This window comes from Pseudomonas sp. AC242 (genome assembly GCF_979258655.1).
In genome coordinates this window covers 4,510,407-4,536,259 of record NZ_OZ409873.1, presented here as the reverse complement: position 1 = coordinate 4,536,259, position 25,853 = coordinate 4,510,407, and the positions used below count along the sequence as shown (strand labels likewise).

The 25,853-nt window shown below is 59.4% G+C and carries 24 protein-coding genes; 12 read left to right on the top strand and 12 right to left on the bottom strand.

Annotated elements, in window-relative coordinates:
• The first annotated feature begins 3 nt into the window (after positions 1 to 3).
• The 4 genes from ACZZ0A_RS20250 to lpxC all read left to right on the top strand — a co-directional run bounded on the left by ACZZ0A_RS20250 (position 4) and on the right by lpxC (position 4,434).
• Positions 4 to 870, top strand: a complete 867-nt coding sequence (locus tag ACZZ0A_RS20250) for a cell division protein FtsQ/DivIB (RefSeq protein WP_007916989.1) — start codon at positions 4 to 6, stop codon at positions 868 to 870.
• 15 nt (positions 871 to 885) lie between these two features.
• On the top strand, positions 886 to 2,145 hold the full coding sequence (ftsA, locus tag ACZZ0A_RS20245; protein WP_007916987.1) for a cell division protein FtsA: 1,260 nt from the start codon (positions 886 to 888) through the stop codon (positions 2,143 to 2,145).
• 68 nt (positions 2,146 to 2,213) lie between these two features.
• Positions 2,214 to 3,410, top strand: a complete 1,197-nt coding sequence (gene ftsZ / locus ACZZ0A_RS20240) for a cell division protein FtsZ (protein WP_007916986.1) — start codon at positions 2,214 to 2,216, stop codon at positions 3,408 to 3,410.
• 112 nt (positions 3,411 to 3,522) lie between these two features.
• Positions 3,523 to 4,434 (top strand): UDP-3-O-acyl-N-acetylglucosamine deacetylase, encoded by a 912-nt coding sequence (gene lpxC, locus ACZZ0A_RS20235; RefSeq protein WP_007916984.1) that lies wholly within the window; start codon positions 3,523 to 3,525, stop codon positions 4,432 to 4,434.
• 202 nt (positions 4,435 to 4,636) lie between these two features.
• Here the strand turns inward: lpxC and ACZZ0A_RS20230 are convergent, their stop codons facing one another.
• From ACZZ0A_RS20230 to ACZZ0A_RS20200, 7 genes are all read right to left on the bottom strand, one after another.
• A complete protein-coding gene (locus ACZZ0A_RS20230) occupies positions 4,637 to 6,145 on the bottom strand; it encodes a sensor domain-containing diguanylate cyclase (RefSeq protein WP_463543658.1) in 1,509 nt (502 codons plus the stop codon).
• Between the two features lie 124 nt (positions 6,146 to 6,269).
• On the bottom strand, positions 6,270 to 7,586 hold the full coding sequence (locus ACZZ0A_RS20225) for an OprD family porin (RefSeq protein WP_463543657.1): 1,317 nt from the start codon (positions 7,584 to 7,586) through the stop codon (positions 6,270 to 6,272).
• 197 nt (positions 7,587 to 7,783) lie between these two features.
• Positions 7,784 to 8,005, bottom strand: coding sequence for a hypothetical protein (locus ACZZ0A_RS20220; protein WP_463543656.1), 222 nt, complete (start codon positions 8,003 to 8,005; stop codon positions 7,784 to 7,786).
• Between the two features lie 418 nt (positions 8,006 to 8,423).
• The gene (locus ACZZ0A_RS20215) at positions 8,424 to 9,788 is read right to left on the bottom strand and encodes a heavy metal sensor histidine kinase (protein ID WP_463543655.1); all 1,365 of its coding nucleotides are present in this window, start codon (positions 9,786 to 9,788) and stop codon (positions 8,424 to 8,426) included.
• Positions 9,778 to 10,455, bottom strand: a complete 678-nt coding sequence (locus ACZZ0A_RS20210; protein ID WP_007916978.1) for a heavy metal response regulator transcription factor — start codon at positions 10,453 to 10,455, stop codon at positions 9,778 to 9,780. The genes ACZZ0A_RS20215 and ACZZ0A_RS20210 overlap by 11 nt, the downstream gene beginning before the upstream one ends.
• A gap of 9 nt (positions 10,456 to 10,464) precedes the next feature.
• The gene (locus ACZZ0A_RS20205) at positions 10,465 to 13,566 is read right to left on the bottom strand and encodes a multidrug efflux RND transporter permease subunit (protein ID WP_007916977.1); all 3,102 of its coding nucleotides are present in this window, start codon (positions 13,564 to 13,566) and stop codon (positions 10,465 to 10,467) included.
• The gene (locus tag ACZZ0A_RS20200; RefSeq protein WP_463543654.1) at positions 13,563 to 14,723 is read right to left on the bottom strand and encodes an efflux RND transporter periplasmic adaptor subunit; all 1,161 of its coding nucleotides are present in this window, start codon (positions 14,721 to 14,723) and stop codon (positions 13,563 to 13,565) included. The genes ACZZ0A_RS20205 and ACZZ0A_RS20200 overlap by 4 nt, the downstream gene beginning before the upstream one ends.
• A 956-nt stretch (positions 14,724 to 15,679) precedes the next feature.
• Between ACZZ0A_RS20200 and ACZZ0A_RS20195 the strand changes: the two genes are divergently transcribed.
• The 5 genes from ACZZ0A_RS20195 to ACZZ0A_RS20175 all read left to right on the top strand — a co-directional run bounded on the left by ACZZ0A_RS20195 (position 15,680) and on the right by ACZZ0A_RS20175 (position 18,033).
• Positions 15,680 to 16,042, top strand: coding sequence for a DUF6124 family protein (locus tag ACZZ0A_RS20195; RefSeq protein ID WP_007916971.1), 363 nt, complete (start codon positions 15,680 to 15,682; stop codon positions 16,040 to 16,042).
• A 193-nt stretch (positions 16,043 to 16,235) separates the two neighbouring features.
• A complete protein-coding gene (locus tag ACZZ0A_RS20190) occupies positions 16,236 to 16,865 on the top strand; it encodes a nucleotidyltransferase domain-containing protein (RefSeq protein ID WP_007916969.1) in 630 nt (209 codons plus the stop codon).
• Positions 16,828 to 17,247 (top strand): hypothetical protein, encoded by a 420-nt coding sequence (locus ACZZ0A_RS20185; RefSeq protein WP_414917007.1) that lies wholly within the window; start codon positions 16,828 to 16,830, stop codon positions 17,245 to 17,247. Before ACZZ0A_RS20190 ends, ACZZ0A_RS20185 begins: the two co-directional genes overlap by 38 nt.
• Before the next feature lie 129 nt (positions 17,248 to 17,376).
• Positions 17,377 to 17,682: a type 1 fimbrial protein gene (locus ACZZ0A_RS20180; protein WP_463543653.1), complete on the top strand. Its 306-nt coding sequence runs from the start codon at positions 17,377 to 17,379 to the stop codon at positions 17,680 to 17,682.
• Positions 17,683 to 17,793: 111 nt separating this feature from the next.
• Positions 17,794 to 18,033 (top strand): hypothetical protein, encoded by a 240-nt coding sequence (locus ACZZ0A_RS20175; protein ID WP_007916963.1) that lies wholly within the window; start codon positions 17,794 to 17,796, stop codon positions 18,031 to 18,033.
• Between the two features lie 175 nt (positions 18,034 to 18,208).
• Here ACZZ0A_RS20175 and ACZZ0A_RS20170 read toward each other — a convergent pair whose 3' ends face one another.
• The 5 genes from ACZZ0A_RS20170 to norR form a co-directional block, all read right to left on the bottom strand.
• Positions 18,209 to 18,958 carry a YkgJ family cysteine cluster protein gene (locus ACZZ0A_RS20170; protein WP_007916961.1) on the bottom strand — a complete coding sequence of 250 codons (750 nt, stop codon included), beginning with the start codon at positions 18,956 to 18,958 and terminating at the stop codon, positions 18,209 to 18,211.
• 83 nt (positions 18,959 to 19,041) lie between these two features.
• Positions 19,042 to 19,368 (bottom strand): hypothetical protein, encoded by a 327-nt coding sequence (locus ACZZ0A_RS20165; RefSeq protein WP_463543652.1) that lies wholly within the window; start codon positions 19,366 to 19,368, stop codon positions 19,042 to 19,044.
• 156 nt (positions 19,369 to 19,524) lie between these two features.
• Positions 19,525 to 19,983, bottom strand: coding sequence for a GNAT family N-acetyltransferase (locus ACZZ0A_RS20160; RefSeq protein WP_007916957.1), 459 nt, complete (start codon positions 19,981 to 19,983; stop codon positions 19,525 to 19,527).
• Positions 19,984 to 20,010: 27 nt separating this feature from the next.
• Positions 20,011 to 20,913: a chemotaxis protein CheV gene (locus tag ACZZ0A_RS20155; RefSeq protein ID WP_007916955.1), complete on the bottom strand. Its 903-nt coding sequence runs from the start codon at positions 20,911 to 20,913 to the stop codon at positions 20,011 to 20,013.
• A gap of 326 nt (positions 20,914 to 21,239) precedes the next feature.
• The gene (norR, locus tag ACZZ0A_RS20150; protein ID WP_463543651.1) at positions 21,240 to 22,799 is read right to left on the bottom strand and encodes a nitric oxide reductase transcriptional regulator NorR; all 1,560 of its coding nucleotides are present in this window, start codon (positions 22,797 to 22,799) and stop codon (positions 21,240 to 21,242) included.
• 164 nt (positions 22,800 to 22,963) lie between these two features.
• Between norR and hmpA the strand changes: the two genes are divergently transcribed.
• The 3 genes from hmpA (at position 22,964) to ACZZ0A_RS20135 (ending at position 25,457) form a co-directional block, all read left to right on the top strand.
• Positions 22,964 to 24,145, top strand: a complete 1,182-nt coding sequence (gene hmpA / locus ACZZ0A_RS20145; RefSeq protein ID WP_123376545.1) for an NO-inducible flavohemoprotein — start codon at positions 22,964 to 22,966, stop codon at positions 24,143 to 24,145.
• Between the two features lie 216 nt (positions 24,146 to 24,361).
• Positions 24,362 to 24,922 (top strand): ester cyclase, encoded by a 561-nt coding sequence (locus ACZZ0A_RS20140; protein WP_007916950.1) that lies wholly within the window; start codon positions 24,362 to 24,364, stop codon positions 24,920 to 24,922.
• 25 nt (positions 24,923 to 24,947) lie between these two features.
• Positions 24,948 to 25,457 (top strand): disulfide bond formation protein B, encoded by a 510-nt coding sequence (locus ACZZ0A_RS20135; RefSeq protein WP_463543650.1) that lies wholly within the window; start codon positions 24,948 to 24,950, stop codon positions 25,455 to 25,457.
• Positions 25,458 to 25,853: the final 396 nt, after the last annotated feature.

The window sequence follows — 25,853 nt, the reverse complement described above, 5'->3', positions numbered from 1 at the left end:
ACGATGCAAGGCGCTCAGCTCCGACATCAGCCTCCCGCACCCGGCCGCAAGCCGGTGCCACGGGGTGCCAGCCGAATGGTGGCGAAAGAGCCGATGTCCGCGCGCCTGCCGAAAGCCAATTTCAGCTTTCTGAAAAGTCTGTTCTGGCCGGTGCTGTTGGTGGTGCTGGGCTTTGGCACTTACGAAGGCGCGACGCGTTTGCTGCCGTACGCCGACCGGCCGATCACCAAGATCGCCGTGCAGGGCGACCTGAGCTACATCAGCCAGCAAGCGGTGCAGCAGCGGATCGCCCCGTATGTGGCGTCGAGCTTCTTCACCATCGACCTGGCCGGTATGCGCACCGAGCTTGAGCAGATGCCGTGGATCGCCCACGCCGAAGTCCGTCGGGTGTGGCCGGACCAGGTGGTGATCCGCCTCGAAGAACAATTGCCGGTGGCGCGTTGGGGCGACGAGTCGTTGCTGAACAACCAGGGCCAGGCGTTTACACCAAAAGAGCTGGCGAATTACGAACACCTGCCACAGCTGTTCGGCCCACAACGGGCTCAGCAGCAAGTCATGCAGCAGTATCAGGTGCTGAGCCAGATGCTGCGGCCGTTGGGCTTCTCGATTGCGCGCCTGGAATTGCGTGAACGCGGGAGTTGGTTCCTGACCACCGGTGCCGGCAGTTCCGGCCCGGGCATCGAGTTGTTGCTGGGACGCGGCAACCTGGTGGAAAAGATGCGCCGCTTTATCGCCATCTATGACAAGACGCTTAAAGACCAGATTACGAACATTGCGCGCATCGATCTGCGCTACGCCAACGGCCTCGCTGTTGGCTGGCGGGAACCTGTAGCGCCGACGACAGCCCAACCCGCTGTCGCAAAGAATTAAGAAGAGGCAGGACCCATGGCAAACGTGCAAAGCGGCAAAATGATCGTCGGTCTCGATATCGGCACCTCCAAGGTGGTGGCGCTGGTCGGCGAGGTTTCCGACGACGGCTCGCTGGAAATCGTCGGGATCGGTACCCATCCGTCCCGTGGCCTGAAGAAGGGCGTGGTGGTCAACATCGAGTCCACCGTGCAATCGATCCAGCGCGCGATCGAAGAGGCCCAACTGATGGCGGGCTGCCGCATTCACTCGGCGTTCGTCGGCGTGGCGGGCAATCACATCCGCAGCCTGAACTCCCACGGCATCGTCGCGATCCGTGATCGTGAAGTCAGCTCGGCTGACCTTGAGCGCGTGCTCGACGCCGCTCAGGCCGTGGCGATCCCGGCTGACCAGCGCGTGCTGCACACCCTGCCGCAGGATTACGTGATCGATAACCAGGAAGGCGTACGCGAACCTCTGGGCATGTCCGGCGTGCGTCTGGAAGCCAAGGTTCACGTGGTCACCTGCGCCGTCAACGCCGCACAGAACATTGAAAAATGCGTGCGCCGCTGCGGTCTGGAAATCGACGACATTATTCTCGAGCAACTGGCCTCGGCCTACTCGGTGCTGACCGACGACGAGAAAGAACTCGGCGTGTGCCTGGTCGACATCGGCGGCGGCACCACGGACATCGCGATCTTTACTGAAGGCGCGATCCGCCACACCGCAGTGATCCCGATTGCCGGTGATCAGGTGACCAACGACATCGCCATGGCGTTGCGCACCCCGACCCAGTACGCCGAAGAGATCAAGATCCGCTACGCCTGCGCCCTGGCCAAACTGGCCGGTGCCGGTGAAACCATCAAGGTGCCGAGTGTTGGCGATCGTCCACCGCGCGAACTGTCGCGTCAGGCCCTGGCCGAAGTGGTCGAGCCGCGTTACGACGAACTGTTCACCCTGATCCAGGCCGAGCTGCGTCGCAGCGGCTACGAAGACCTGATCCCGGCCGGCATCGTCCTCACCGGCGGTACGTCGAAGATGGAAGGCGCCACTGAACTGGCCGAAGAAATCTTCCACATGCCGGTCCGCCTCGGCGTACCGCATGGCGTGAAAGGTCTGGATGACGTGGTGCGCAACCCGATTTATTCCACTGGCGTTGGTTTGTTGATGTACGGCCTGCAAAAGCAGTCCGACGGGGTTTCGTTCTCCGGCATCGGCAGCCGCGACAGCTACAGCAACGAAGAGCCACAGGCGCCGTTGCTGGACCGATTGAAGAAGTGGGTTCAAGGCAACTTCTAAAGCTTTACCGCAACACCGCAACAAAAATGCAGTAGGCGAAAAAACTAGAGAATGTAAGGAGAGGGAAAATGTTCGAACTCGTAGACAACATCCCCGCAAGCCCGGTAATCAAAGTTATCGGTGTTGGCGGTGGCGGCGGCAACGCTGTCAATCACATGGTCAAGAGCAACATCGAAGGCGTTGAATTCATCTGCGCCAACACTGATGCTCAAGCGCTGAAAAACATCGGCGCGCGTACCATTCTACAACTGGGCACGGGCGTGACCAAAGGTCTGGGCGCCGGCGCCAACCCTGAAGTAGGTCGTCAGGCCGCTCTCGAAGACCGTGAGCGCATTGCCGAAGTCCTGCAGGGCACCAACATGGTGTTCATCACCACTGGCATGGGCGGCGGTACCGGTACCGGTGCTGCGCCGATCATCGCCGAAGTGGCCAAGGAAATGGGCATTCTGACCGTTGCTGTCGTAACGCGTCCGTTCCCGTTCGAAGGCCGCAAGCGTATGCAGATCGCTGATGAAGGCATCCGCATGCTTTCGGAAAGCGTCGACTCGTTGATCACCATCCCTAACGAGAAGCTGCTGACCATCCTCGGTAAAGACGCCAGCTTGCTGTCGGCTTTCGCCAAGGCTGACGATGTACTGGCCGGTGCCGTTCGCGGTATCTCCGACATCATCAAGCGTCCGGGCATGATCAACGTCGACTTCGCCGACGTGCGTACCGTAATGAGCGAAATGGGCATGGCGATGATGGGCACTGGCTGCGCCAGCGGTCCGAACCGTGCACGTGAAGCCACTGAAGCGGCCATCCGCAACCCGCTGCTGGAAGACGTGAACCTGCAAGGCGCACGCGGCATCCTGGTGAACATCACCGCCGGTCCTGACCTGTCCCTGGGTGAGTACTCCGACGTGGGTAGCATCATCGAAGCCTTCGCTTCCGAGCACGCGATGGTCAAGGTCGGTACCGTTATCGATCCGGACATGCGCGACGAACTGCACGTGACTGTGGTTGCCACCGGTCTGGGCGCGAAAATCGAGAAGCCTGTAAAGGTCATCGACAACACCGTTCACACCTCCATGGCTTCTGCCCAGGTGCAACAACCGGCTGCGGCCCGTCAGGAAGCGCCAGCGGTGAACTACCGTGATCTGGACCGTCCGACCGTCATGCGCAACCAGGCTCAGGCCGGTGCTGCGGCTGCCGCGAAGATGAATCCGCAAGATGATCTGGACTACCTGGACATCCCGGCTTTCCTGCGTCGTCAGGCCGATTGATGGAATGTATCAGGGCTATGAAGGTGATTGGTGTTCAGCAAAGGCATGGTCTGCTATCATCGCCAGCCTTTGTTGATACCAGTTCGCAATTTGCGCTGAAGCGGCCCAAGCCATGATTAAACAACGCACACTGAAAAATATTATCCGTGCCACAGGTGTAGGCCTGCACTCCGGTGAGAAGGTCTATCTGACCCTCAAGCCTGCGCCTGTCGACACTGGCATTGTGTTTTGTCGCGCTGACCTCGACCCTGTGGTGCAGATTCCTGCCCGCGCGGAAAACGTCGGTGAAACCACTATGTCGACGACGCTGATCAACGGCGACGTGAAAGTGGACACGGTAGAGCACTTGCTCTCGGCCATGGCTGGCCTGGGCATCGATAACGCCTACGTCGAGCTCTCCGCGTCCGAAGTCCCGATCATGGATGGCAGCGCTGGACCCTTCGTATTCCTGATTCAATCGGCAGGCCTGGAAGAACAGGACGCCGCCAAGAAATTCATCCGCATCCTGCGTGAAGTGACAGTGGAAGACGGCGACAAGCGCGCCACTTTCGTCCCTTTCGAAGGGTTCAAGGTGAGCTTCGAGATCGATTTCGATCACCCGGTATTCCGGGACCGCACCCAAAGTGCAAGCGTGGATTTTTCCAGCACTTCGTTCGTAAAAGAAGTCAGCCGCGCCCGTACCTTCGGTTTCATGAGTGATATCGAGTACCTGCGCAAGCACAACCTCGCACTCGGCGGCAGCGTTGAAAACGCAATCGTGGTCGATGCCGATGGCGTGTTGAACGAAGACGGCCTTCGCTATGAAGACGAATTCGTGAAGCACAAGATCCTCGATGCCATTGGCGACCTGTACCTGCTGGGCAACAGCCTGATTGGTGAGTTCAAAGGCTTCAAGTCCGGTCATGCACTGAACAACCAGCTGCTGCGCAAGTTGATTGAGCAGACAGATGCTTGGGAAGTGGTGACGTTCGAAGACGCCAGCACCGCACCAATCTCTTACATGCGCCCGGTTGCGGCGGTGTAAGTAAAAAACCTCTCTAGTTTTTTGAAGGCCATCCTCGGATGGCCTTTTTTTATGCCTGCAATTTCTCTGGTGCCTGATCTGGCCCTATCGCTGGCAAGCCAGCTCCCACAGGTTTCTTTGTGAATCACAAATCTGCAGCACATCACAAATCCCTGTGGGAGCTGGCTTGCCAGCGATAGGGCCGGTGAAGCCAATACATCTATCAGGCAGCCACCACCACCCGGTTACGCCCACCTTCCTTGGCCTGATACAACGCCTTGTCCGCCGCAAACAGCAACTGCTCCAGCGTCATCTCGCTCGCCGCCGTCCATGTCGCGATGCCAATACTCACGGTCATCGGCCGCTCAGCCCCATCGACCAATGGCAATTGCTCCACCGCCTGACGAATATGCTCGGCAATCTGCTGCGCGCCATGACCGTCGGTCTCGGCGAGAATCACCGAAAACTCTTCACCGCCATAACGCGCGACCAGATCCGCCGGTCGCCGCACATTGTCCGTGATGACCTTGGCCAGCGTCTTCAACGCCTGATCCCCGGCCTGATGCCCATGTCGATCATTGAATGCCTTGAAGTGATCAGCATCAATCATCATCACCGACATCGGTTTGCCCGAGCGCTGGGCGCGGAACCACTCATGACGCAGTGCCTGATCGAGCATTCGCCGATTGGCCACGCCCGTCAGCGCATCGGTAGCAGCCAGTTGCGCCAGCTCGCGCTCGGCACGCTGGCGCAAGCGTAATTCGCGGGCCAACAGCCAGGTCAGCCACAACAGACCCACGCACAACACGCCCGTGGCACCGCTGATCAGAATCGCGGTGCGCCGCCAGGTGCCGAACACTTGATCGCTGGACAGCGCAACCATCACCGTCAACGGCAAATTGCCAACCCGCGAATAGGTATAGAGGCGCTGCTGATGATCCATGCTCGAGGTGCTGGTGAAACTGCCGCTGCCGTCCTTGTCGCCGAGGATGCGCACGACATTCGGCCGGTTGCCGAAGCTTTTGCCGATGGAATCACTTTGCAGATAAGGCTTCTGTGCGAGCAGGACGCCGTCACTGTTGATGATGTTCAGCGTGCTGTCTTTGCCAATGTCGAGGCTGTTGAACAATTGGTCGAAGTAGTCGAGTTTCATCGACGCCACGGCCACACCAGCGAACTCACCGGTTTGCGAGGAGATCCGGCGACTGAAACTGATTCGCCACTGATTGGCCTCGTCGCAGTCGCAACGGGTCTTGAACGGACGGCTGATGAACATGCCGATGTCGCGATTGAAGGCGTGGGCGAGGAAGTAATCGCGGTCGGCAAAATTACCCGGTTTTGGCTCGATTCGCGAAGAATCGGCAATCACATTCCCGTGTTTGTCGAGCAACAGAATGTCGCCCTTGAAGCGTGCCGTGGTCGAGCGGTCGAACAGCGCCAGATGGCGGATCTGCGGTGTGACATCTTGCAGGTCATCGCGCTGGGCGGCGGCGATCAGGCCTTGCAGGGTCAAGTCGTACAGCTCGACGGTGCGCAGCACATCGGCGTCGATCAGTTGCGCAATGGTGGTGGCACTGCGGGTCGCCGATTCCCGAGCATTGGCGTGCTCGCGGATCAGCAGGAACGTGACGATGCACAGAATCGCGATCACTGTCAGCAAACTGCCGCAGATCAGCAGCAGCTCGGGGCGTCCGGTCTTGCCCGCAACGGGTGGGGTACGGCTCGCGATCATGATTGGGCTGTCGGTTGGGGGAAGGTCTTATAAGCGTAGTAGGCCAAACACCACAGCCGAAGCCAGAAACCATTCCTAATGTGGGAGCGAGCCTGGACTTCAAGACTGTGCTGTGGCGCCGATCTTAGAAGACGTTGATCGGGTAGTCGATGATCACGCGGTATTCATCTGTATCCGAATCAATCACGCCGTAACCGTTGCCGCCACGGTTGGTCGCCCATTGCAGGTGCACCGCCAGATCCTTGGCCTGACCGCTCTGCACCACGTACTTCAAGTCGAGATCGCGTTCCCAATGCTTGGCGTTGCGGCCATCGGCGCTGTACCAGTTGGAATAACCTTTGCTGTCGGGGTCAACTTTGGTCAGGTCGACAGTGCCGCGCGAGTAGGACACAGACGAGGTCAGACCCGGCACGCCGACACCGGCGAAGTCATAGGCGTACTTGAGCTTCCACGAGCGCTCGTTCGGACCGTTGAAGTCGGAGTACTGTTGCGAGTTATCCAGATAAACGCTGTCACCCTGGCTGATGTAGTCGAACGGCGTGTTGCCGTTGACCCGCTGATACGCGGCGGTAACGCTGTGATTACCGACGCCAACGGTGAAATGCAGGCTGTAGGTGTTGTTGTCGATGTTGCCCAGCAGCGCATCACCGGTGTCTTGCGTGTGATAGAAATGCAGGCCAGGGTTGAGGCTGACCAGATCGTTCAACTGCCAGGTGTAATCCAGGTCGTAGTAGTACTGGTTCCAGATGTCCTTCAGCTCGGAGGCATAAAGACTGCTGGTCAGGCCTTCGACACCGCTCCACGCCACGCCGGCCCAGTTCAGGTGCTGGCTCTCATCGCCGTCGGCAAGGGTGCCGTAGGAAGTGCCAATACGCGTGTGACCGCTTTGGTTGTACGGCTTGGTAAAACTGGCCTGGCCACCTTCGATCAACCAGCCGTCGAAGCTGTGGTTGGTCAGGCTCACACCACGGAAAGTCTGCGGCAGCATGCGCGTTTCACCGCCGGCGATGACCGGGTTGGTGAGGAACAGGTCTCCGGCCTTCAATTCGGTATCGAACGCACGCATTTTCAACGTGCCACCCGCCGTGGAGAACGCTCCCGGTGCTTTGCCGCCATTCTCTCGGACCGGCAGGATGCTCGACCCGTCCGTGCCGCCACCGCCATCCAGCTTCAACCCGAGCATGGCGTGGGCGTCAATGCCGAAACCGACTGTGCCTTCGGTGTAACCCGATTTGAACACCCCAAGAAAGCCTTGGCCCCACTCGATGTTGTCGTCCGCTTTCTGCAAGCGGTTGCGATTCATGTAGTAGTTGCGGGCGTTGAGGTTGAGGCTCGAACCCTCGACAAAGCCTTCTTTGGCAGGCTCGTCGGCGTGGGCGGCAGGGGCAATCGTTGCGGCAATTGCAATGAACAGCGGGGTGAAGCGGACTGGGTAACGCACGTGCAATGGAGCTCCTTGGGTCAACTGGCGCCTCTATATTTTGAGGCGCTCGATGTTTCTTGTTGTTACAGACGAACCAAACGGCTTTCAGACCACAACGAAAAAAGGCCGCTGAAAGGCAGCGGCCTGGAATGACGACGGTTGAACGGGAAGAGCCAAACAACCGCGTCGAGGGAAACGTTGGCGCGGAGCGCGACTCAGCTGTCTTTCTCGGCGGTTTGCGCCTGGGAAGTAGCAGCCTGCGGGGCTTGCGAGGCGTCCTGAGCCTTGGCCATCACTTCGGCCTGATGCTGATCGAAGGCCTGAGCGCGAGCGACATTGTGCGCCACGAACGACTGCGATTCTTCAGCCATCGCCATCGGCGACAGGATCAATGAGGACAAAACGAACGCGCTGGCAATACCCATACTGTTGGACATCTTGAAAACCTTCTCGCTTGGCGAGTGCTGTTTGGTGCGGGCAAAGATAAGGTCGCCGGGCGTTGGGAAACAGCGTGATTTTCATAAATGACTGTTGCGCGGGAGGTAAAAGTCGAAGATCGCGGCGCGGCCAAGGGCAACCCCCTCACCCCAGCCCTCTCCCCCAAGGGGGCGAGGGGGAAAGGGAGCAGATCCGGGGCTTTTCAGAATCCGAGTTCGACTGGATATTTCAGGTCGGCGTACTTCGAGAGAACAACTCGCTCAGTCCCATTTCCCCCAGGGGGGCGAGGGGGAAAGGGAGCCGATAGGGGGCTTTTCAAAGCCTGAGTTCGACTCGAGCTTTCAGGTCGGCGTACTTCGAAAGAACACCACGGTCAGTCCCCTCTCCCTCCGGGAGAGGGTTAGGGTGAGGGGCTTTTCAGACCGGCAAATAAATCCCGAAAGTATTCATCCCCCGATCACTGCGCACAAACACATCCCCGCCATGCATCAGCGCAATCGCTTTAACGATCGCCAGCCCCAAGCCATGGTTATTGCCACTGTTACTGCGCGACGCATCGACCCGATAAAAGCGCTCGAACAGCCGTGGCAAATGCTCACTGGCAATCGGCGAACCGGGGTTGGCCACGCCGATACTCACCTGATGTTCCTCAACCTCGATGCGCACCTCAATCACCTGACCCGCGCCGGTGTGCTGCACCGCATTGCTCAACAGATTGATCAACGCCCGGCGCAAATGCGCGACCTCGATCTGCACCAGTGCATCACCGCTGACCTGCACTTCAACCTGCGCATCTTCAAGGATGAAATCCAGATACTCCAGCGTCGTCGCCACCTCATCAGCCAGCGAAGTCGAGGTGAGCTTGGTCGCCTTGTTGCCCTGATCGGCACTGGCCAGAAACAGCATGTCATTGATGATCGAACGCAGCCGTTCCAGCTCTTCAAGATTGGATTGCAGCACTTCGAAATAGTGTTCGGCAGAGCGCCCACGGGTCAGCGCCACTTGCGTCTGGCCAATCAAATTGGTCAGCGGTGAACGCAGTTCATGGGCGACGTCGGCGTTGAACGACTCAAGTCTTGAATAGGCCTGCTCGACCCGTTCCAGCGTCGAGTTGAACGAATCGACAAACTGCTCAAGCTCCGGTGGCAGCGGCGACAAACGCAAGCGCCCGGCCCTGAGCGGTGGCGCCAGTCGTTGAGCCTCATGGGACAGTTTGATCAACGGCTTCAAACCAATCCGCGCGACCCAATAACCCAGTGCCGAAGCCATCAGCACACCGACAATCGCCAGCCCGATCAGCGCGATCAGCAGGTTGTGTTGAGTCTCGTGAAAGGTCTCGGTATCAATGCCGATCATGAAGCGCAGCGGCGGCCGTTGATCCTTGGCTGGCAGCTCGGTCAGCAGCACTTTCAGCGGATAAGGATGGTCGGGCAACTGCAGGTCATGCATGCCCAGCGGCCCTTGGGCGAACCCGCGAATCGCCGCATCCGGCTGACCATACTCGTAACCCGGATCGCCACTCACCACCCAGAAACGAATGCGTTTGTCCTCTTCGCCGAGCAGCTTCAACTTGGCGTTGATCTTCACCCAATGCTCCGGCGTGCCGAAGCGATTGAGCGCCGATTCGAGCACGCTGTAACGTGCATCCAGCTCGGCTTCCGGCAGTAATCCCAGGCCTTTGTCGACCTGTTGATACAGCGCGCCGCCGATCAACAGAAACACCAGTAGCGCGACCAGCGTGAACATGCCGCTGAGGCGCAGCGCGATGGAATTACTGGACACCACGGCTCTCCAGCACATAACCCATGCCGCGAATGGTGTGCAGCAGTTTCTCGTCGAACGGTCCGTCGAGCTTGGCGCGCAGACGTTTGATTGCGACTTCGACGACATTGGCATCGCTGTCGAAATTGATGTCCCAGACCATCTCGGCGATGGCGGTTTTCGAAAGGATTTCACCTTGGCGGCGGGCGAGGACGCTGAGCAGCGAGAACTCTTTGGCGGTCAGATCCAGTCGGGTGCCGGCGCGAGTGGCCTTGCGGCTGATCAAATCTATCCACAGGTCGGCGATGCTCACTTGCACCGGTTCGTGGCCGCCGCTGCGCCGGGTCAGTGCTTGCAGACGCGCGACCAGTTCGAGGAAGGAAAACGGTTTGCCGAGGTAATCATCGGCACCGTCGCGCAAGCCTTTGATGCGGTCTTCGACGCGCTCGCGGGCGGTGAGCATGATCACCGGGGTCTGCTTGCGTGCACGCAATGCGCGCAGTACGCCGAAGCCATCGAGGCCCGGTAGCATGACGTCGAGGACGATCACCGCGTAGTCGCTTTCCAGCGCCAGATGCAGACCCTCGACGCCGTCGCGGGCCAGATCCACGGTGTAACCCTGTTCCGTCAGACCGCGGTGCAGATAGTCCGCGGTTTTTTCCTCGTCTTCGATAATCAGAACGCGCATGACCCTGCCTCAGTCTGTGGTCGCCAATGCCGGTGAGGGCATCGGTTTGGGCCGGTGGAACAGCCGCTCGAGCCACAAGTATATGACCGGAGTGGTAAACAACGTCAGCATCTGGCTGACCAGCAAACCGCCGACCACCGCGATCCCCAACGGTTGGCGCAGTTCGGCACCGGTGCCGTAACCGAGCATCAGCGGCAGCGCGCCAAGCAGGGCGGCGAGGGTGGTCATGATTATCGGCCGGAACCGCGTGATGCACGCTTCGAAAATCGCCTCCTGCGGCGACAGGCCTCGGTGGCGCTGCGCTTCGAGGGCGAAGTCGATCATCAGGATGCCGTTCTTCTTGACGATACCGATCAGCAACACCAGGCCGATCAACGCCATGATCGAAAAGTCCTGGCCGCAGATCCATAGCATGATCACTGCGCCCAAACCCGCCGCCGGCAATGTCGAAATGATCGTCAGCGGGTGCACGAAGCTTTCATAAAGCACTCCGAGAATGATGTACACCGCCACCAGCGCCGCGAGAATCAGCCACGGCTGGCTGGCCAGCGAACTCTGGAACGCCTGCGCCGCACCCTGGAAATTGCCGCTGATCGCCGTCGGCATGCCGATCTCGGCCTTGGCCTGATTGAGCAGAATCACCGCATCACCCAACGCCACGCCGGGCGCGAGGTTGAACGACAGGTTGGCGGCCGGGAACATCCCATCGTGGGCAATCGACAGCGGGCCGATGGTGGGTGCGTCGAATTTGGCCAGCGCTGACAGCGGCACCATCTCGCCACTCAGCGGTGAGCGCAGGTAGAAATAGTTGAGGCTTTCGGCCTTGCCGCGTTGTTTGGTGTCCAGCTCCAGAATCACGTTGTACTGGTTGACCTGGGTCTGGAATTCATTGATCTGCCGTTGGCCGAAAGCATCGTACAGCGCCTCATCGACATCGCTGGCGGTCAGGCCGAAACGTGCGGCGGCGCTGCGGTCGATACTGATGTGGGTGATGCTGCCGCCCAGTTGCAGGTCGTTGGAAATGTCGCGGAACGCCGGGTTGCTGCGCAGTTTTTCCGTGAGGCGTTGCGTCCATGTCGCGAGGGTCGCGCCGTCGTTGCTCTTCAGCACGTATTGGTACTGCGCGCGGCTTGGGCCGGAGCTGAGGTTGATGTCTTGGCCGGCACGCAAGTAGAGAACGATGCCGGGGACTTTCATCAGTTGCGGACGGATGCGGTCGATGAACTGGCTGGCTGAAACGTCGCGGTCGCCGCGTTTTTTCAGGGCGATCCAGAAGCGGCCGTTGGCGATGGTCTGGTTACTGCCGGACACGCCGACCGAGTGGGAAAACGCCTGCACGGCCGGATCGGCGGCGACGATTTCGGCCATGGCCAAGTGTTTTTTCACCATGTCGCCGTAGGAAATATCCGCAGCCGCTTCAGTGGTGCCGAGGACGAAACCGGTGTCCTGCACCGGGAAGAAACCTTTCGGGATAAAGATGTAACCGCCGATGGCCAGCGCCAGCGATAAACCGAAAACGCCGATCATCAACTTCTGATGGGCGAGGGCGCGGCGCAGACCTTTCTCGTACCAGCCGAGCAGACGTTCGCTGAAGCCCGGTTTGGCGTGGGCGTGGTGCACCGGTTTGCGCATGAACAGCGCCGCCAACGTTGGAGCCAGAGTCAGCGAGACCACCACGGAAATCATGATGGTCGAGGTCGCCGTCAGGGCGAATTCCTTGAACAGTCGCCCGACCACACCGCCCATGAACAGCAGCGGAATAAACGCCGCCACCAGCGAGAAACTGATCGAGACCACGGTGAAGCCGATCTCGCCGGCGCCCTTGATCGCCGCTTCGCGCATATCGTCGCCGGCCTCCAGATGGCGGTGGATGTTTTCCACCACCACGATGGCATCGTCGACCACAAATCCCACGGCCACCACGATCGCCACCAGCGTCAGGTTGTTCAGGCTGAAACCGAGGATATACATCAGGGCGAAACTGGCGATCAACGACACGCCGAGTACTGCCGAAACAATCAAGGTTGCCGACAACTGGCGCAGGAACAGCGCCATCACCGCGACCACCAGCAGGATCGCGATCAACAGCGTGATCTCGACCTCATGCAGGGAGGCACGAATGGTCTGGGTGCGGTCGATCAGGGTTTTCACCTGTACCGAGGCCGGCAGCATCGCTTCGAGGCCGGGCAGGGCGGCTTGAATGCGGTCGACGGTTTCAACGATGTTCGCGCCCGGTTGACGCGAGATCACCAGGTTCACCCCGGGTTGATCACCGGCCCAGGCTTGCACGTAGGCATCTTCCGAGCCGTTGACGACTTTGGCGACATCGCGCAGGTGAACCGGGGCGCCGTCCTTGTAGGAAACGATGAGCTGGCTGTAGTCCTCGGGGTGGAACAACTGGTCGTTGGTCGACAGTGTGGAAATGCTCGATTCGCCGTACAGCGCACCTTTGGCGAGGTTGAGGCTGGTCTGCTGGATCGCCAGACGAATGTCGGCGAGGGTCAGGCCGATCGCCGCGAGTTTGTCGGCCGAGGCTTGTACGCGAATCGCCGGACGTTGCTGACCGGTGATGTTGATTTGGCCTACGCCGTCGATCTGACTGATCTGACGCGAGAGCAGGGTTTCCACCAGGTCGCTGAGTTCGGTGCCGGGCATTTGTGACGAGCTGACACTGAGGATCAGCACCGGGCTGTCGGCCGGGTTGACCTTCTTCCAAGTCGGCAGGGTCGGCATGTCCTTGGGCAGTTTGCCGGCGGCGGTGTTGATCGCCGCTTGGACTTCCTGGGCGGCGGTGTCGATGCTTTTATCGAGGGTGAACTGCAGGGTCAGCAGGCTGGAGCCGAGCGCACTGCTGGAGGTCATCTGGGTCATGCCGGGGATGGCGCTGAATTGCACCTCCAGCGGCGTGGCCACGGACGAGGCCATGGTGTCGGGGCTGGCGCCGGGCAACTGCGCGGACACCTGAATCGTCGGAAATTCCGCTTCCGGCAGTGGGGCAATCGGTAAACGCGGGAAGGCAATCAAACCGACCAGCACCAGCGCGATGGTCAGCAGAATGGTTGCGACCGGGTGATCGATGCACCACGTCGAGACGCCTTTGTGCGCCTTCATGGTTTCGGCTCCGCTTGCACCACCTGCGCCGGCTCGCTCATGACTTGCACCGTTGAACCCGGTTTAAGCCGCGACTGGCCATCGGTGACCAGCATGTCACCGGCCTTCACGCCTTTGATGATGTCCTGACCGCTGCCTTGATAAACAATCTGCACTTGCACGGCTTCGACCTTGTCGCCGTTGACCCGGTAAACGAAGTGTTGGTCGAGGCCACGTTGTACAACGGTGGGCGGGACGACCAGCGCATCTTTGTCGAGGGCTGTCTGGATTTTTACCGTGACCAGCAGGCCGGGCCAGAGCTTCTGGCTGGCGTTGTCGAATTCGGCCTTGGCGCGGATGGTGCCGGTGTTGGCGTTGATCTGGTTGTCGATCAGGGTCAGGTGACCTTCGCCGAGCAGGTTGCCGGTTTCGCCATCGGTGTCGGCGCCGATGTAGGCCTTGACCGGTGCGCGCTGCGGATCGTTGATCAGGCCTTGCAGGGTCGGCAGCATTTGCTGCGGCAGGGAGAATTCGACGGCGATCGGGTCGATCTGGGTGACGGTGAACAGGCCGGCGGTGTCGGTCATGCGCAGGAAGTTGCCTTCGTCGACTGTGCGAATACCGACGCGGCCGGTGACCGGGGAGCGGATTTGCGTGTAGGAAAGTTGTACTTGCGCGGCGTCGATCGAGGCTTGGTTGCCTTGGGCGGTGGCCTTCAACTGGTTGACCAGGGCTTGTTGCTGGTCGTAGGTCTGTTTCGAGATGCCGTCGTCGACGGTGAGCAGTTTGTAGCGTTTGAGGTTGACCAGGGCGACTTGCAGTTGCGCCTGGCTTTCGCCCAGTTGGGCGCGGGCCTGGTCGAGGCTGGCGCGGATGGAGCGGTCGTCGATGGTGGCCAGCAGGTCGCCTGCTTTGACGAGTTGGCCTTCTTTGACGAGGATTTTGGTGAGGATGCCGTCGATCTGGGGGCGCACGACGACGCTGTGTAATGAGAGTACGGAGCCGATGCCGCTGGTGTAGCGGGGGACGTCTTTTTCGCTGACCGCTATGACTCGCACCGGGATGGCGGTGGGGGTGGCGAGTTTGGTCGGGGCGGGTTTCAGGGCGTACCACAGACCTGCGCCTGCGAGGACGATCAATAGGGTGGCGAGCAGGGCTTTGTTCTTTTGGATTCGCATGCGGGGTGGGCGCCGGACGGAGTTTGGGCAGGGTTAGGGTCTTTATAAACTTGTTTGGGGGTCAGGAGGGTGACGGCTAGCTGTCGGCGCTGTCAGTTTCGTTGTGTACATATCCGTTGTTGCGGGTGTTGCTGATTACGGTTCCGCCCTTACGGCGGGTCACTTTTGACAAACGCCTCAAAAGTAACCAAAAACGCTTGCTCCTACGTGCGGCCCGCTCGCTGGGGCTCGGGGTTCCTTCGCTGCGGGATCGATCCGGGCGCAGCGCCTACGGTTTGCTTCGCTGCACCTCCTCTCGCTGTGTTTGGCTGCGCCAAACGGTCGCTGCGCTCCCACGCCCGGATCAATCCCTCCACTCAGCCTTCCGACGTCGCCCGTGGGTCAAGATCAAGAGCAGGCGAGCTGACACTCGGCCTATTGAGTGGTGAAGAGCGGGGCGTGGTCGGCTTTGGATTTGTGGTGGATTTGCCCCTCACCCCAGCCCTCTCCCGAGGGAGAGGGAGCCGATTTTCGGGCGTTTCAAAACCTGAGTTCAACGCGGTATTTCACGTCGGTGTACCTCTCCCAAACACCTCGGTCAGTCCCCTCTCCCTCTGGGAGAGGGCTAGGGTGAGGGTTGGCTTTTGGCTGTTTAAATTTGTGTCAAATAACCAGAACCTTCCCACAAGGTTTTCAGGTTGTCCGTCGGACGTGCGCTCTCTAGTCTTGGGTTGTCGCCGAAAACTCGGTGATCGGGTGTGAGAACCCTGAAAAATTAGTGATTCAGTCCATCAGTCCGCATAATTGCCGGCGGCTTGTCCGCTGCTTGCAAGTGCTTCATGGCAGCTGTGTGCGGGCAGACTTCGGTCTGGCCGGTTTCTTATTTTTCCGGTTTCTCACCCCGCACATAGCTGCCACCCACTTCGCCGCGTGAGAAACGGCAAGGGATGGCTCCCATTTGCAAAATAGGGTTTCCAATGACTAAGCCAGTTCCAGATCCACCCATCGATCCCACAACCCCACTCGAAGACGCCATCCGCGCCGACGACCAGATCAAAACCCGTGAAGCTATCAAGCGCGCGCTCGATTTCTACCTCTGTCCCGAACCGGTCAAACCGCGTCAGCCCAGTACGATGTTCCTCATTCACCCGGACATCGACACCGAAAGCCTGCTCGCCCACGCCTGTGAATCGCTGGCTTCAGCCAATGTCATGGCCGGTGATCTGGCTGATCAGCTCAGTCGCCCGCAGCGCAGTACGGCGCTGGCGATCCAGCAGATCGTCATGCTCGCCGAGCTGGCGGTAAACCGGGCGCTGGATCGGGTTGATCCGCAAACGTAATCCGTCTGAACACCGCGTCATCGTTCTTCGCGAGCAGGCTCGCTCCTACAAGGGGATCGCACTCCAAATGTAGGTGTGAGCCTGTTTGCGATGGCGATTGTTCTGTGGCCGCTGTCTCTGGAAATATTCGCAAGGTTGATAAGTCCCAAAAAGGGACCTATCGTTCCCTTTTTGGGACTCTTTGGCCTTCACAGTGGAAACTATCTCTCTAAGCGAAGCGCTGTTTACCACCACTCAACAAAAAGTGTTGGGTCTGCTGTTCGGTAAGCCTGACCAGACTTTCTATGCCAATGAGATCGCGCGCTGGGCGCGTGTTGGCAAAGGCAGTCTCATGCGTGAACTCGACCGTCTGCAGCGAGCCGGTGTGTTGCGCATGAAAAGGGTGGGTAATCAGAACCATTACCAGGCCAATCCCACCTGTCCCATCTATGCCGAACTACTGGGCATCGCCCGCAAGACGTTTGGCATCGCCGAGCCTCTGCGTCAGGCATTGCAGCCATTTACCGAGCAGATCACCTGGGCGTTTGTCTATGGCTCCGTCGCCAAGGACACAGCAAACACACTCAGTGACATTGATCTCATGCTGATTGGCGAAGGCCTGCACTACAGTGACGTCATGGAACTGCTCATGCCTATGGAGGAGCAATTGGGTCGTCCCATCAACCCCACGCTTTACACCCCGCAAGACTGGACGGCGAAACTGGCTGCGCAAAACAGCTTTGTCGTGCGGGTAGTGCAGCAGGAAAAAATCGATCTGTTAGGGGCAAACCCTTTGGAGTCCAAGGATGGGCAGCAACGAGAGTCTGGAGAATCTTCTACGTAGCGGTGGGCTGAAAGCGGAGCCGCCGGATCGCAAGGAGTGTGAGGGCTTGATGCGCTCGGCCGTGGACCGGCTCAAGGATGCGCAAACTTCTACGTTGTCTTTTTCCAGCCGTTTCGACTTGGCTTATAACGCAGCGCACGCGTTGGCGCTGACGGCGCTTCGATTGAGTGGCTTTCGATCAGATAAACGCTATCTGGTCTTTCAGTGCCTGGTGCATACGGCGCATATCAGCAAGGTTCAGGTGCGATTGTTCGCGCTGTGTCATGAGCGGCGCAATCTCGCGGAATACGAAGGGTATATGGATGAGGATGACGCGCTTCTGGCGCAGTTGTTGGAAAGCACCTCGCAATTGTTGAGTAACGTCCAGCAACGAATGAACTGACATTCGGCACGGCTTGCGATCCTGACTAATCTCTTAAAGATCCGCCTCTATGAGCGGATACAGCTTGTATGGCTCAAGCCGCGCACGGCCCAAATCTCTCTGGGCCGTCCACCCCGGGAGTGTCTTGAAATGAAGCTGAAAACCGCTCTGCCATCTGTGCTCCTCTTGCTTCCACTCACAGCCTTCGCCGCGCCGGCCAGCCAATCCGGTGAGATCCGCTTTACCGGGCAAATCGTTGATTCTGGCTGTCAGGTCGGACCGGTCGGGGCGTTTGCGTCTCGTGAGTCTCGCCAGATCGAAATCAAGCCCGGCGTGAAAGTCGATGTCGACACTGAGCGCAACGTCTGCAGTCATCAGGCGCTGCCGATTTCCATGCGCTACGAAGCGTTGAAGACCTCGACCGACAAAGGCATTGTCATCATCAGTTACCTGTAAACCGTTCGGCGTGCGTTGCAAATCTTCAGGTGCCGAGCGATGGCGCACAGGTATACTGCGCGCCTTCGCGGCTCACTGATCGGGCCCGACTTTTTGCTTTCCGGAGCTTTTATGACTTCCCCGACCCTGCCGCCGGTTGACGACGCTGTGAGCGATGTCCCGGCTGAACTGGCCGACACCAGCGATACCAAAGCCGAAATCCCGGCGTTCAAATTTCCATTCAAGCCGGGCGAGCTGGCCTCTGCCAAAGGCTCGAACCAGCCGTGGTACAAGAACGGCGCCAAGAATGGCCACACCAAGACCCCGGGCATGGCGCCGCCGGGTACCCGTCGTTCGATGGGCAAGCGCTGAGTTTTAATCCCGCCTGCGTTCAACGCGGCGATTGGTACTGCCCGTGCCGGACCTTTCGCTGGCAAGCCAGCTCCCACAGGGTTCTGTGTCGTACACAAATTATGTGAACGCCCGAGATACCTGTGGGAGCTAGCGTGCTAACGATGAGGCCGGTTCGATCGCTGCAAAACCCCGATCAAGCCGCCCGCAGCGAAATAAACGCATACGTCTGCGCCGGTTCAGTCACCACCTGTGCCCCGGCCGCCAACACTTGCCCGGCCACATCATCCCCGGACAAATGAAACACCCACTCACTCGGAGTCGTCGTCAGCGGTTGTGCGGTGACCTGATCAATCACCGAAGCAAAAGCGCTCATATTCGGCAAATACGCTGTAAACCCGTCACCCTTCAACGCCGTGGTGCGAATCCCGAGCATCGCGCAAATCGCATCCTTGATGCCGATGTCATCCCGATCCGCCTGGCGCGAGCGTTGAATCAACTCCACCAGTTCCTGATCCACCAACTCGCCACCGGCAATCAGCACCGGCCCCTGTTGCCAGGACTCCGGCGGGCAATCCTTGGCGGCAGGGTTGAGCGGGATATGCGGGTTGATTTCCGCCGGATAGATGCGACACACCAGTGGCCGCCGCTCGTAGATCCGGCACAACTTGTCTTCGTCAAGATTCCGGCAAGGGCCGACGTTGTACGCGGCGAAGGTAATCGCCACGTGGGCATCCGTGACACCGCTGCGCACCACCGCCGAACGCCGTTCAGCGTGCTCACGCTGTTGCGCTGGCAAGCCCAGACCATTGCCGAGAAAAGCCTCCACCAGCACGATCACCTGGCCGCCATCCGCCGCCCACATGCGGGCTTCGGCCAAGGTCAGGGGGACATGGTGATCGGTGCAGCATTTGCCGCAGCCTACGCAGGAAAACGTCGTATTCATTGAGCGATCTGTCTTCAATCAGGGTGTGAAACGGTGGCGGAAAACCACCGCACAGGCCTGGATCGAAGCAAGTTATGCGCCATTCACTGGGTTTTGCCGGTCGGACGGATCGAGTCCCACTCGGTGACGAAAGCAGTTTTCGATTTTTTGTTGTACAGGCACAGCTCGGTGCCTTGCTGGCCTTTCATGTGTTTTTGCGGGTATTGGCCTTGCAGCAGAACGGCGGTGTAGCCGACGCGGTCATCGAATTGCGCGGGCGTGCCGACGGGTTTGGCGTTTTTCAGGCCGCTGGCCTTGGTGCAACTGGCGAGCACGGTTTTGTCGTAGGCGGCCCAGGCATCGGGGCTGGAGGCGTGGGCCTGGGACGCGAGAGCGGTGAGGCAGAGCAGGCTGAGGGTGAGCGCTTTCATGGGGGGCATCCTTGGTCGTGGGTGGCCAAGGTTGGAGTGTGCCTAAAGAGTTTTGTTGCCTGGGACACCGTTAAAAGATCGCAGCCTTCGGCAGCTCCTACATGGATATGCGGTTCCCTGTAGGAGCTGCCGAAGGCTGCGATCTTTTGACTTTAATCAGTCCGGCACCAGTTCCCGACGGACCACATACATCCCGGCACCTTCATACAACCGCTGCGCGCGATGGTTGTCCTCCAGCACCTTCAGATCTACAAACCCTTCGCGCCGTTGCTGAAACACCTTGAATGCATGGAGCAACAACGCCCGACCCAGTCCTCGGCCCTGCATGCGCGGATGCACCACCAGATTTTTGATATAGGCGCTGGTCCAGCATTGCGCCACACCGACCACGCCGTCGCCATCGTGGGCAATAAAGCACAACGACGGATCGTATTCAGGATTGCTCTCGAATTGCTGCTGCCAAGCGTCCAGCGCCGGCACTCGGCCGCCGCCTTCGCGGTAGCCCAGTTGCATCAAATGATGCACGTCCGCCGCCAGTTCGACGGAGTACGTGCGCAGTTCAATGTCCTGTGGCCAAGGCGCATCCGGCGCGTCCTTACCGAGGTCGCGCCGCATCAAAAAACAATACGTCTCGGCCAAGACTCAGTGCCCGTGTGCCGCGACGTGTTTGGCCGCTTCGATCAGGCAGTGGGTCAGTTCCGGCGAGGAGAACTTGGTCAGCACGCCGTTCGCCCCGGCCAGGCGCGCTTTCTCGCTGTTCATTGCGCTGTCGAGCGAGGTGTGCAGCAGCACGTACAGATGGGCGAAGTCCGGCGTTTCACGCAGGGTGCGGGTGAAGGCGTAGCCGTCCATCTCGGACATTTCGATGTCGGAGACAATCAGGTTGATTTGCTGCGCGGTGCCTTGCAGGTCGAGCAGGCAGTCGATGGCTTCCTTGGCGCTGCGTGCGGTGTGGCATTGCAGGCCGAGGTTGCGCAGGGTGTGCACCGATTGTTGCAGTGCCACCTGGCTGTCGTCGACCACCAGAATTCGCGCATTGCCGAGCACATCAGCGTCTTCCATGCTCAGATCGGTCGGGGCCATTTCGATCTGCGCCGGGGCGATGCTGTGGATAACCTTTTCGATATCCAGCACCTGCACCAGCGTACCGTCCACCGAGGTCACGCCGGTGATGTAGGCACGCGAGCCGCCGGAGCCGAACGGCGGTGGTTTGATGTCGGTGGTCAGGCAATGAACGATTTTGCTCACCGCCTGCACGTGCAGGCCCTGCTTCGAACGGCTGACGTCGGTGACGATCAGGCAACCGCCGTTCGGGTCTTCCAGCGGGCGCTCGCCGATGGCGCGGCTGAGGTCGATGACCGACAGCGAGGCGCCGCGCAACGTGGCGATGCCTTTCACATGCGGGTGCGACTCCGGCAGTTTGGTCAGCGGCGGGCAGGGAATGATTTCACTGACTTTCAGCAGGTTGATCGCCATCAGCTTGCCGCTGCGCAAGGTAAACAGCAGAAGCGAAAGTGAATCTGCGCGGGCTTTGGTGGAGGACATATGAACCTTCTGTGGAAAGGTGGTGGGCGAGGGTGGAAATCGCCAGAAACTATTGATGCCGGGTTATCGGCGTTAAAGGGGTGGGCTTTAGGTTAGTTGTCGGGTGGTCGGCTTGAGTTTATCGCTGTTCTCTCGAACACGGCCCCTCACCCCAGCCCTCTCCCAGAGGTAGAGGGGGCCGACCGAGGCGTCTGGCGTTGTACATCGACCTGAATGACCGAGTCGATTATGGATTCGGTAAAGATCTTTCACGTCGGCGGAATTCTTGAATATCTCCCAATCAGTCCCCTCTCCCTCCGGGAGAGGGCTAGGGTGAGGGTGTGCTTTTAGCCTTTCATGCCCAACCGCTTGGCCATCCGCCCAAGATTCGCCCGATCCAGCCCCAACTCCCGCGCCGCACTCGCCCAGTTATCCTGATTGCGTTCCAGCGCCGCACTGATCAAACGCCGCTGATACTGCTCCGTCGCACTGCGCAAATCCCCACTGATCAACGGCATCTCGGTCACCGCACCAACAACAGCCTCAACCGAGTTATCCACAACCTCACGCGGTAAATCCAGATCCGCCGCGCTCAAACTGAGGATCTTCGGCCGCACCTTGCAGTTGCCCAACGCTTTCAGCGCACTGCGTCCGATCAAGTGTTCCAGCTCGCGCACGTTGCCCGGCCAAGTGTAGGCGAGCAGTGCTTCCTGGGCGTCGCTGTTCAGGCGCAGGCTGTTGAGGCCCATGCGCGAGCGATTCTGTTCGAGGAAGAAACCGCTGAGCAGCAATACATCGCGGCCGCGATCACGCAGCGCCGGCACGCGCAGCGGGTACACGCTGAGGCGATGATAGAAGTCGGCACGATAGCGACCGCTGCGCACTTCTTCGGCCAGGTCGCGATTGGTTGCGGCGATCAGGCGCACATCGACCTGATGCTCCTTGTCTGAACCCAATCTTTGCAATTGACCACTCTGCAACACGCGCAACAACTTGGCCTGCACGGTCAGCGACAACTCACCGACTTCATCGAGAAACAGCGTGCCGCCATTGGCCAGTTCGAACTTGCCACGGCGGTCACTGGTGGCGCCGGTGAAGGCGCCGCGCACGTGGCCGAACAGTTCGCTTTCTACCAGCGTATCCGGCAACGCGGCGCAGTTGAGGCTGATGATCGGTTTGTCGGCGCGCGGTGAAGCCGCGTGGATCGCTTGGGCGACCAGTTCTTTGCCGACGCCGGTTTCGCCGGTGATCAACACGGTCAGATCGCTGCCGCCGACCAGATTGATTTCCTCAACCAGTTTTTTCAGCGCCTTGCTCTGGCCGATCATCTCGCGGTTCTGCTGACCGCTGGCCTGGCGATAAACCTCGGCGCGCTGGTGTTCGTCTTCAGCGCGATTGGCCAGGCGTTGAATGCGTTCGGCGGCGTTGACCGTGGCCGAGGCGAGGCTGGCGAAAGCTTGCAAGGCGTCGAGTTCGATCGGTTCGAATCGCTCGGGGTCGAGGGCGTCGAGGGTGATCAGGCCCCAGAGTTTTTCATCGACAAATAAAGGACAGCCGAGGCAATCGTGAACTTCGAGGTGTTCGTCGAGGCCGTCGACCAAACCGTCGTAAGGATCGGGCAAGTCGCTGTCGGCGGCGAATCGCGTGGGGCCGGCGCCGCTCAGCAGAATCTCGAAGCGCGGGTGCTCGCTGACTTTGAAGCGCCGGCCAAGGGTGTCGGTGCTCAAGCCATCCACCGCCAGCGGCACCAGTGCTTCGCCGTCGAGGCGCAACAACGCCGCCGCATCGCAGGGCAGCAAGGCGCGCATGGCTTCAAGCAGGCGTCGGTAGCGCTCGCCCTCGGGCAGTTCGCGAGACAGGTCGGAGACGAGAGGCAGCAGAGCGGTGAGCAGGGATTTGGCGGTCATGGTCTTGTAGTCAAAGAGACAAGATGTAGTCCGGATGACTATAAGGTGCTCTGAGTCTTTATGACTACTTGAATTTCAAGCTATTGATTTATATGGATAAAAAAGTTGGCATGAATACTGATAACTCTTAGGTAACTTTTCCAAGAAGCTCAGGAGTCAACCTTATGCTTAGCGTCCAGGATCGTGCCATCGTCAAATCCACCGTGCCTCTGCTGGAAAGCGGCGGTGAAGCGCTGATCACGCACTTCTACCGCATGATGCTCTCTGAATACCCGGAAGTTCGCCCGCTGTTCAACCAGGCGCACCAGGCCAGCGGTGACCAGCCCCGCGCCTTGGCTAACGGCGTATTGATGTACGCGCGGCACATCGATCAGCTCGACCAGTTGGGCGATCTGGTGGCGAAAATCATCAACAAGCACGTCGCCCTGCAGATCCTTCCGGAACACTACCCAATCGTCGGCGCCTGCCTGTTGCGGGCGATTTCCGAAGTGCTCGGCGAAGAGATCGCCACACCGGAAGTGATGAGTGCCTGGGGCGCGGCGTATGGCCAGTTAGCTGACATCCTGATCGGCGCCGAAACCGCAATCTACGACCAGAAAGAACACGCCGTTGGCGGCTGGCGTGGTGCGCGCGAGTTCATCGTCGCGGCCAAGGTCGAGGAGAGCGCGGAGATAATTTCGTTCTACTTCGAACCTGCTGATAAAGGCCCGATCCTCGCGGCCGAACCGGGTCAGTACATCGGCATGAAGCTGATCCTCGATGGCGAAGAAATCCGCCGCAATTACTCGCTGTCGGCGTTGGCAAACAACGGTCAGTACCGCATCAGCGTCAAACGCGAACCGGGTGGCCGTGCGTCCAATCACTTGCACGATCAACTGCAGGTTGGCGCCAGCATCCAGTTGTTCCCGCCATCGGGTGAGTTCACCTTGGCTGCGAGCGACAAACCGTTGGTGCTGATCAGCGGCGGCGTTGGCATCACGCCGACTCTGGCGATGCTCGAAGCAGCGCTGGAAACCGAGCGGCCGGTGCACTTTATCCACTGCGCGCGCAATGGCCGCGTGCATGCGTTCCGTGACTGGATTGATGAGCTGGCGGCGCGTCATCCGCAACTCAAACGTTTTTACTGCTATGCCGAAGATGACGGTGTCAGCCCGGCGGCGGACAAGGTCGGGATGCTGGATCAGGCGTTGCTGGGCGAGTGGTTGCCGGCTCAGCGTGATGTGGATGCTTACTTCCTCGGGCCGAAGGGTTTTATGGCGGCGATCAAGCGGCATTTGAAAGCGCTGGGTGTACCGGAGCAGCAGAGCCGTTATGAGTTCTTCGGGCCTGCAGCGGCTTTGGAGTGATCTGAAACCGGGTTGCCTTCATTCGCGAGCAGGCTCGCTCCCACAGGATTTGTGTTCGGCGCAGATCAATGTGGGAGCGAGCCTGCTCGCGAAGGCCGTTACGCGGTGCTGATTCTTAAAAAGTGTTTAAAGGTTAATCATTTCTTAACCGGTTTATCGTTTATTCCCCGATGCTGATGATAGGCGCTCGTTCGTTTACATGATCAGGATCGCCCCATGTCGCACTTCGCCTTCGCTCGTCGTTTCAGTTTTGCAGCCATCGGTCTTTCAGCCGCGTTGCTGGCCAGCCCGTTTGCTTCTGCCGAATCTGCCTTGATAAAACCGCAGACCCTGATCGTCGATCAGAGCCTGCCCAAGGCGCAGGTCGAAGCCATGGAATTAGCCGCGCGGCGTTATGGCAGTTTCTGGAATTCCGGTGAGGAGGCGCTGGCCACGGCGGCGTTGTCGCCGCAGTTTGTCGACCAGACGCCACCCGAGGGCCGGGTGCAGGGGCCGACCGGGCCGTTGCTGGCGTCGAAGTTCTTTCGCACGGCGGTGCCGGACTTGAGTTGCGACATCGAGCAAATGATCATCGCCGGTGATCGCGTGGTAGTGCACCTGCACTTTCGCGGGCACTTCAGCGGTACGTTCAAGGCTCTCAAAGGGCAGGGCCAGCGTGTAGACTTCCGGGCAACCGATATCTATCAGATTGATAACGGTCGCATCGCGGCCAATTGGCATATCGAAGACAACATCAGCTTGATGGCGCAACTGCACGCGCAGCCGCCGGCCAGCTGAACCATGGACTTACAAGGGAAACGCGATGAGCGAGGAAACGATTCGACTGGGACGTGAACGGCGCTTTCTGGTGCTGCTGGGCATTATCTGCCTGGCACTGATCGGCGGTGCGTTGTACATGCAGATCGTGCTCGGTGAAGCACCGTGCCCACTGTGCATTTTGCAGCGCTATGCGTTGTTGTTGATCGCGTTGTTCGCGTTCATCGGCGCGGCCATGCACAGCCGTCGCAGCATCACCGTATTCGAAGTGCTGGTGGTGCTTTGTGCGATTGCCGGGGCCGGTGTGGCCGGGCATCACGTGTACACCCAGTTCTATCCGGCGGTGAGCTGCGGCATCGATGTGCTGCAGCCGATTGTCGATGATCTGCCATTGGCGAAAATCTTCCCGCTGGGCTTTCAGGTCGACGGTTTCTGCTCCACGCCTTACCCGCCGATCCTCGGTCTGTCGCTGGCGCAATGGGCACTGCTGGCGTTCGTGCTGGTGGTCATTCTGGTGCCGCTGCTGACCTCGCGTAACCGAAAAGCACTGCGCTGAGTCAACTATTCGGCAGTCTGGCCGATACAGAAAACGCCTCGATTTGCGTATCAGCATATCGGGGCGTTTTGCATTTCAGAGTGTTTGTGAAAACACCGTGACGGACGGCAAGGGAGGGTGCGGCAAGTGTGCGACATGTTGTCACACGCGCCGTGTCGCAGGGCTCCTCAGTGACGCGGAATCGGCCGTTGTTACAAAAAAGGATTGGTCTGATTCGGGGTTTTTCGGCTTTAGCACGCGAGTGCCAGAGCAGGCAGTTTTAACAAGCGCTGGCAGATGGCCAAAAGCCTTGGGTTATCGGGGCTTGCGCTGTTTCAGCGTTCGGAAAAAGCCTTCAGAGCTGTCTGAACTGACGCGGGTACACCTACAATTTTTGGTGTTTTTGTTGAGAATCTA

What these genes read in the sequence shown, in the direction of transcription:
- ACZZ0A_RS20250 (WP_007916989.1), top strand. Translation starts at nt 4, where the DNA reads ATGCAAGGCGCTCAGCTCCGACATCAGCCTCCCGCACCCGGCCGCAAG.
- ftsA (WP_007916987.1), top strand. Translation starts at nt 886, where the DNA reads ATGGCAAACGTGCAAAGCGGCAAAATGATCGTCGGTCTCGATATCGGC.
- ftsZ (WP_007916986.1), top strand. Translation starts at nt 2,214, where the DNA reads ATGTTCGAACTCGTAGACAACATCCCCGCAAGCCCGGTAATCAAAGTT.
- lpxC (WP_007916984.1), top strand. Translation starts at nt 3,523, where the DNA reads ATGATTAAACAACGCACACTGAAAAATATTATCCGTGCCACAGGTGTA.
- ACZZ0A_RS20230 (WP_463543658.1), bottom strand. Translation starts at nt 6,145, where the DNA reads ATGATCGCGAGCCGTACCCCACCCGTTGCGGGCAAGACCGGACGCCCC.
- ACZZ0A_RS20220 (WP_463543656.1), bottom strand. Translation starts at nt 8,005, where the DNA reads ATGTCCAACAGTATGGGTATTGCCAGCGCGTTCGTTTTGTCCTCATTG.
- ACZZ0A_RS20210 (WP_007916978.1), bottom strand. Translation starts at nt 10,455, where the DNA reads ATGCGCGTTCTGATTATCGAAGACGAGGAAAAAACCGCGGACTATCTG.
- ACZZ0A_RS20205 (WP_007916977.1), bottom strand. Translation starts at nt 13,566, where the DNA reads ATGAAGGCGCACAAAGGCGTCTCGACGTGGTGCATCGATCACCCGGTC.
- ACZZ0A_RS20200 (WP_463543654.1), bottom strand. Translation starts at nt 14,723, where the DNA reads ATGCGAATCCAAAAGAACAAAGCCCTGCTCGCCACCCTATTGATCGTC.
- ACZZ0A_RS20195 (WP_007916971.1), top strand. Translation starts at nt 15,680, where the DNA reads ATGACTAAGCCAGTTCCAGATCCACCCATCGATCCCACAACCCCACTC.
- ACZZ0A_RS20185 (WP_414917007.1), top strand. Translation starts at nt 16,828, where the DNA reads ATGGGCAGCAACGAGAGTCTGGAGAATCTTCTACGTAGCGGTGGGCTG.
- ACZZ0A_RS20180 (WP_463543653.1), top strand. Translation starts at nt 17,377, where the DNA reads ATGAAGCTGAAAACCGCTCTGCCATCTGTGCTCCTCTTGCTTCCACTC.
- ACZZ0A_RS20175 (WP_007916963.1), top strand. Translation starts at nt 17,794, where the DNA reads ATGACTTCCCCGACCCTGCCGCCGGTTGACGACGCTGTGAGCGATGTC.
- ACZZ0A_RS20170 (WP_007916961.1), bottom strand. Translation starts at nt 18,958, where the DNA reads ATGAATACGACGTTTTCCTGCGTAGGCTGCGGCAAATGCTGCACCGAT.
- ACZZ0A_RS20165 (WP_463543652.1), bottom strand. Translation starts at nt 19,368, where the DNA reads ATGAAAGCGCTCACCCTCAGCCTGCTCTGCCTCACCGCTCTCGCGTCC.
- ACZZ0A_RS20160 (WP_007916957.1), bottom strand. Translation starts at nt 19,983, where the DNA reads ATGCGGCGCGACCTCGGTAAGGACGCGCCGGATGCGCCTTGGCCACAG.
- ACZZ0A_RS20155 (WP_007916955.1), bottom strand. Translation starts at nt 20,913, where the DNA reads ATGTCCTCCACCAAAGCCCGCGCAGATTCACTTTCGCTTCTGCTGTTT.
- norR (WP_463543651.1), bottom strand. Translation starts at nt 22,799, where the DNA reads ATGACCGCCAAATCCCTGCTCACCGCTCTGCTGCCTCTCGTCTCCGAC.
- hmpA (WP_123376545.1), top strand. Translation starts at nt 22,964, where the DNA reads ATGCTTAGCGTCCAGGATCGTGCCATCGTCAAATCCACCGTGCCTCTG.
- ACZZ0A_RS20140 (WP_007916950.1), top strand. Translation starts at nt 24,362, where the DNA reads ATGTCGCACTTCGCCTTCGCTCGTCGTTTCAGTTTTGCAGCCATCGGT.
- ACZZ0A_RS20135 (WP_463543650.1), top strand. Translation starts at nt 24,948, where the DNA reads ATGAGCGAGGAAACGATTCGACTGGGACGTGAACGGCGCTTTCTGGTG.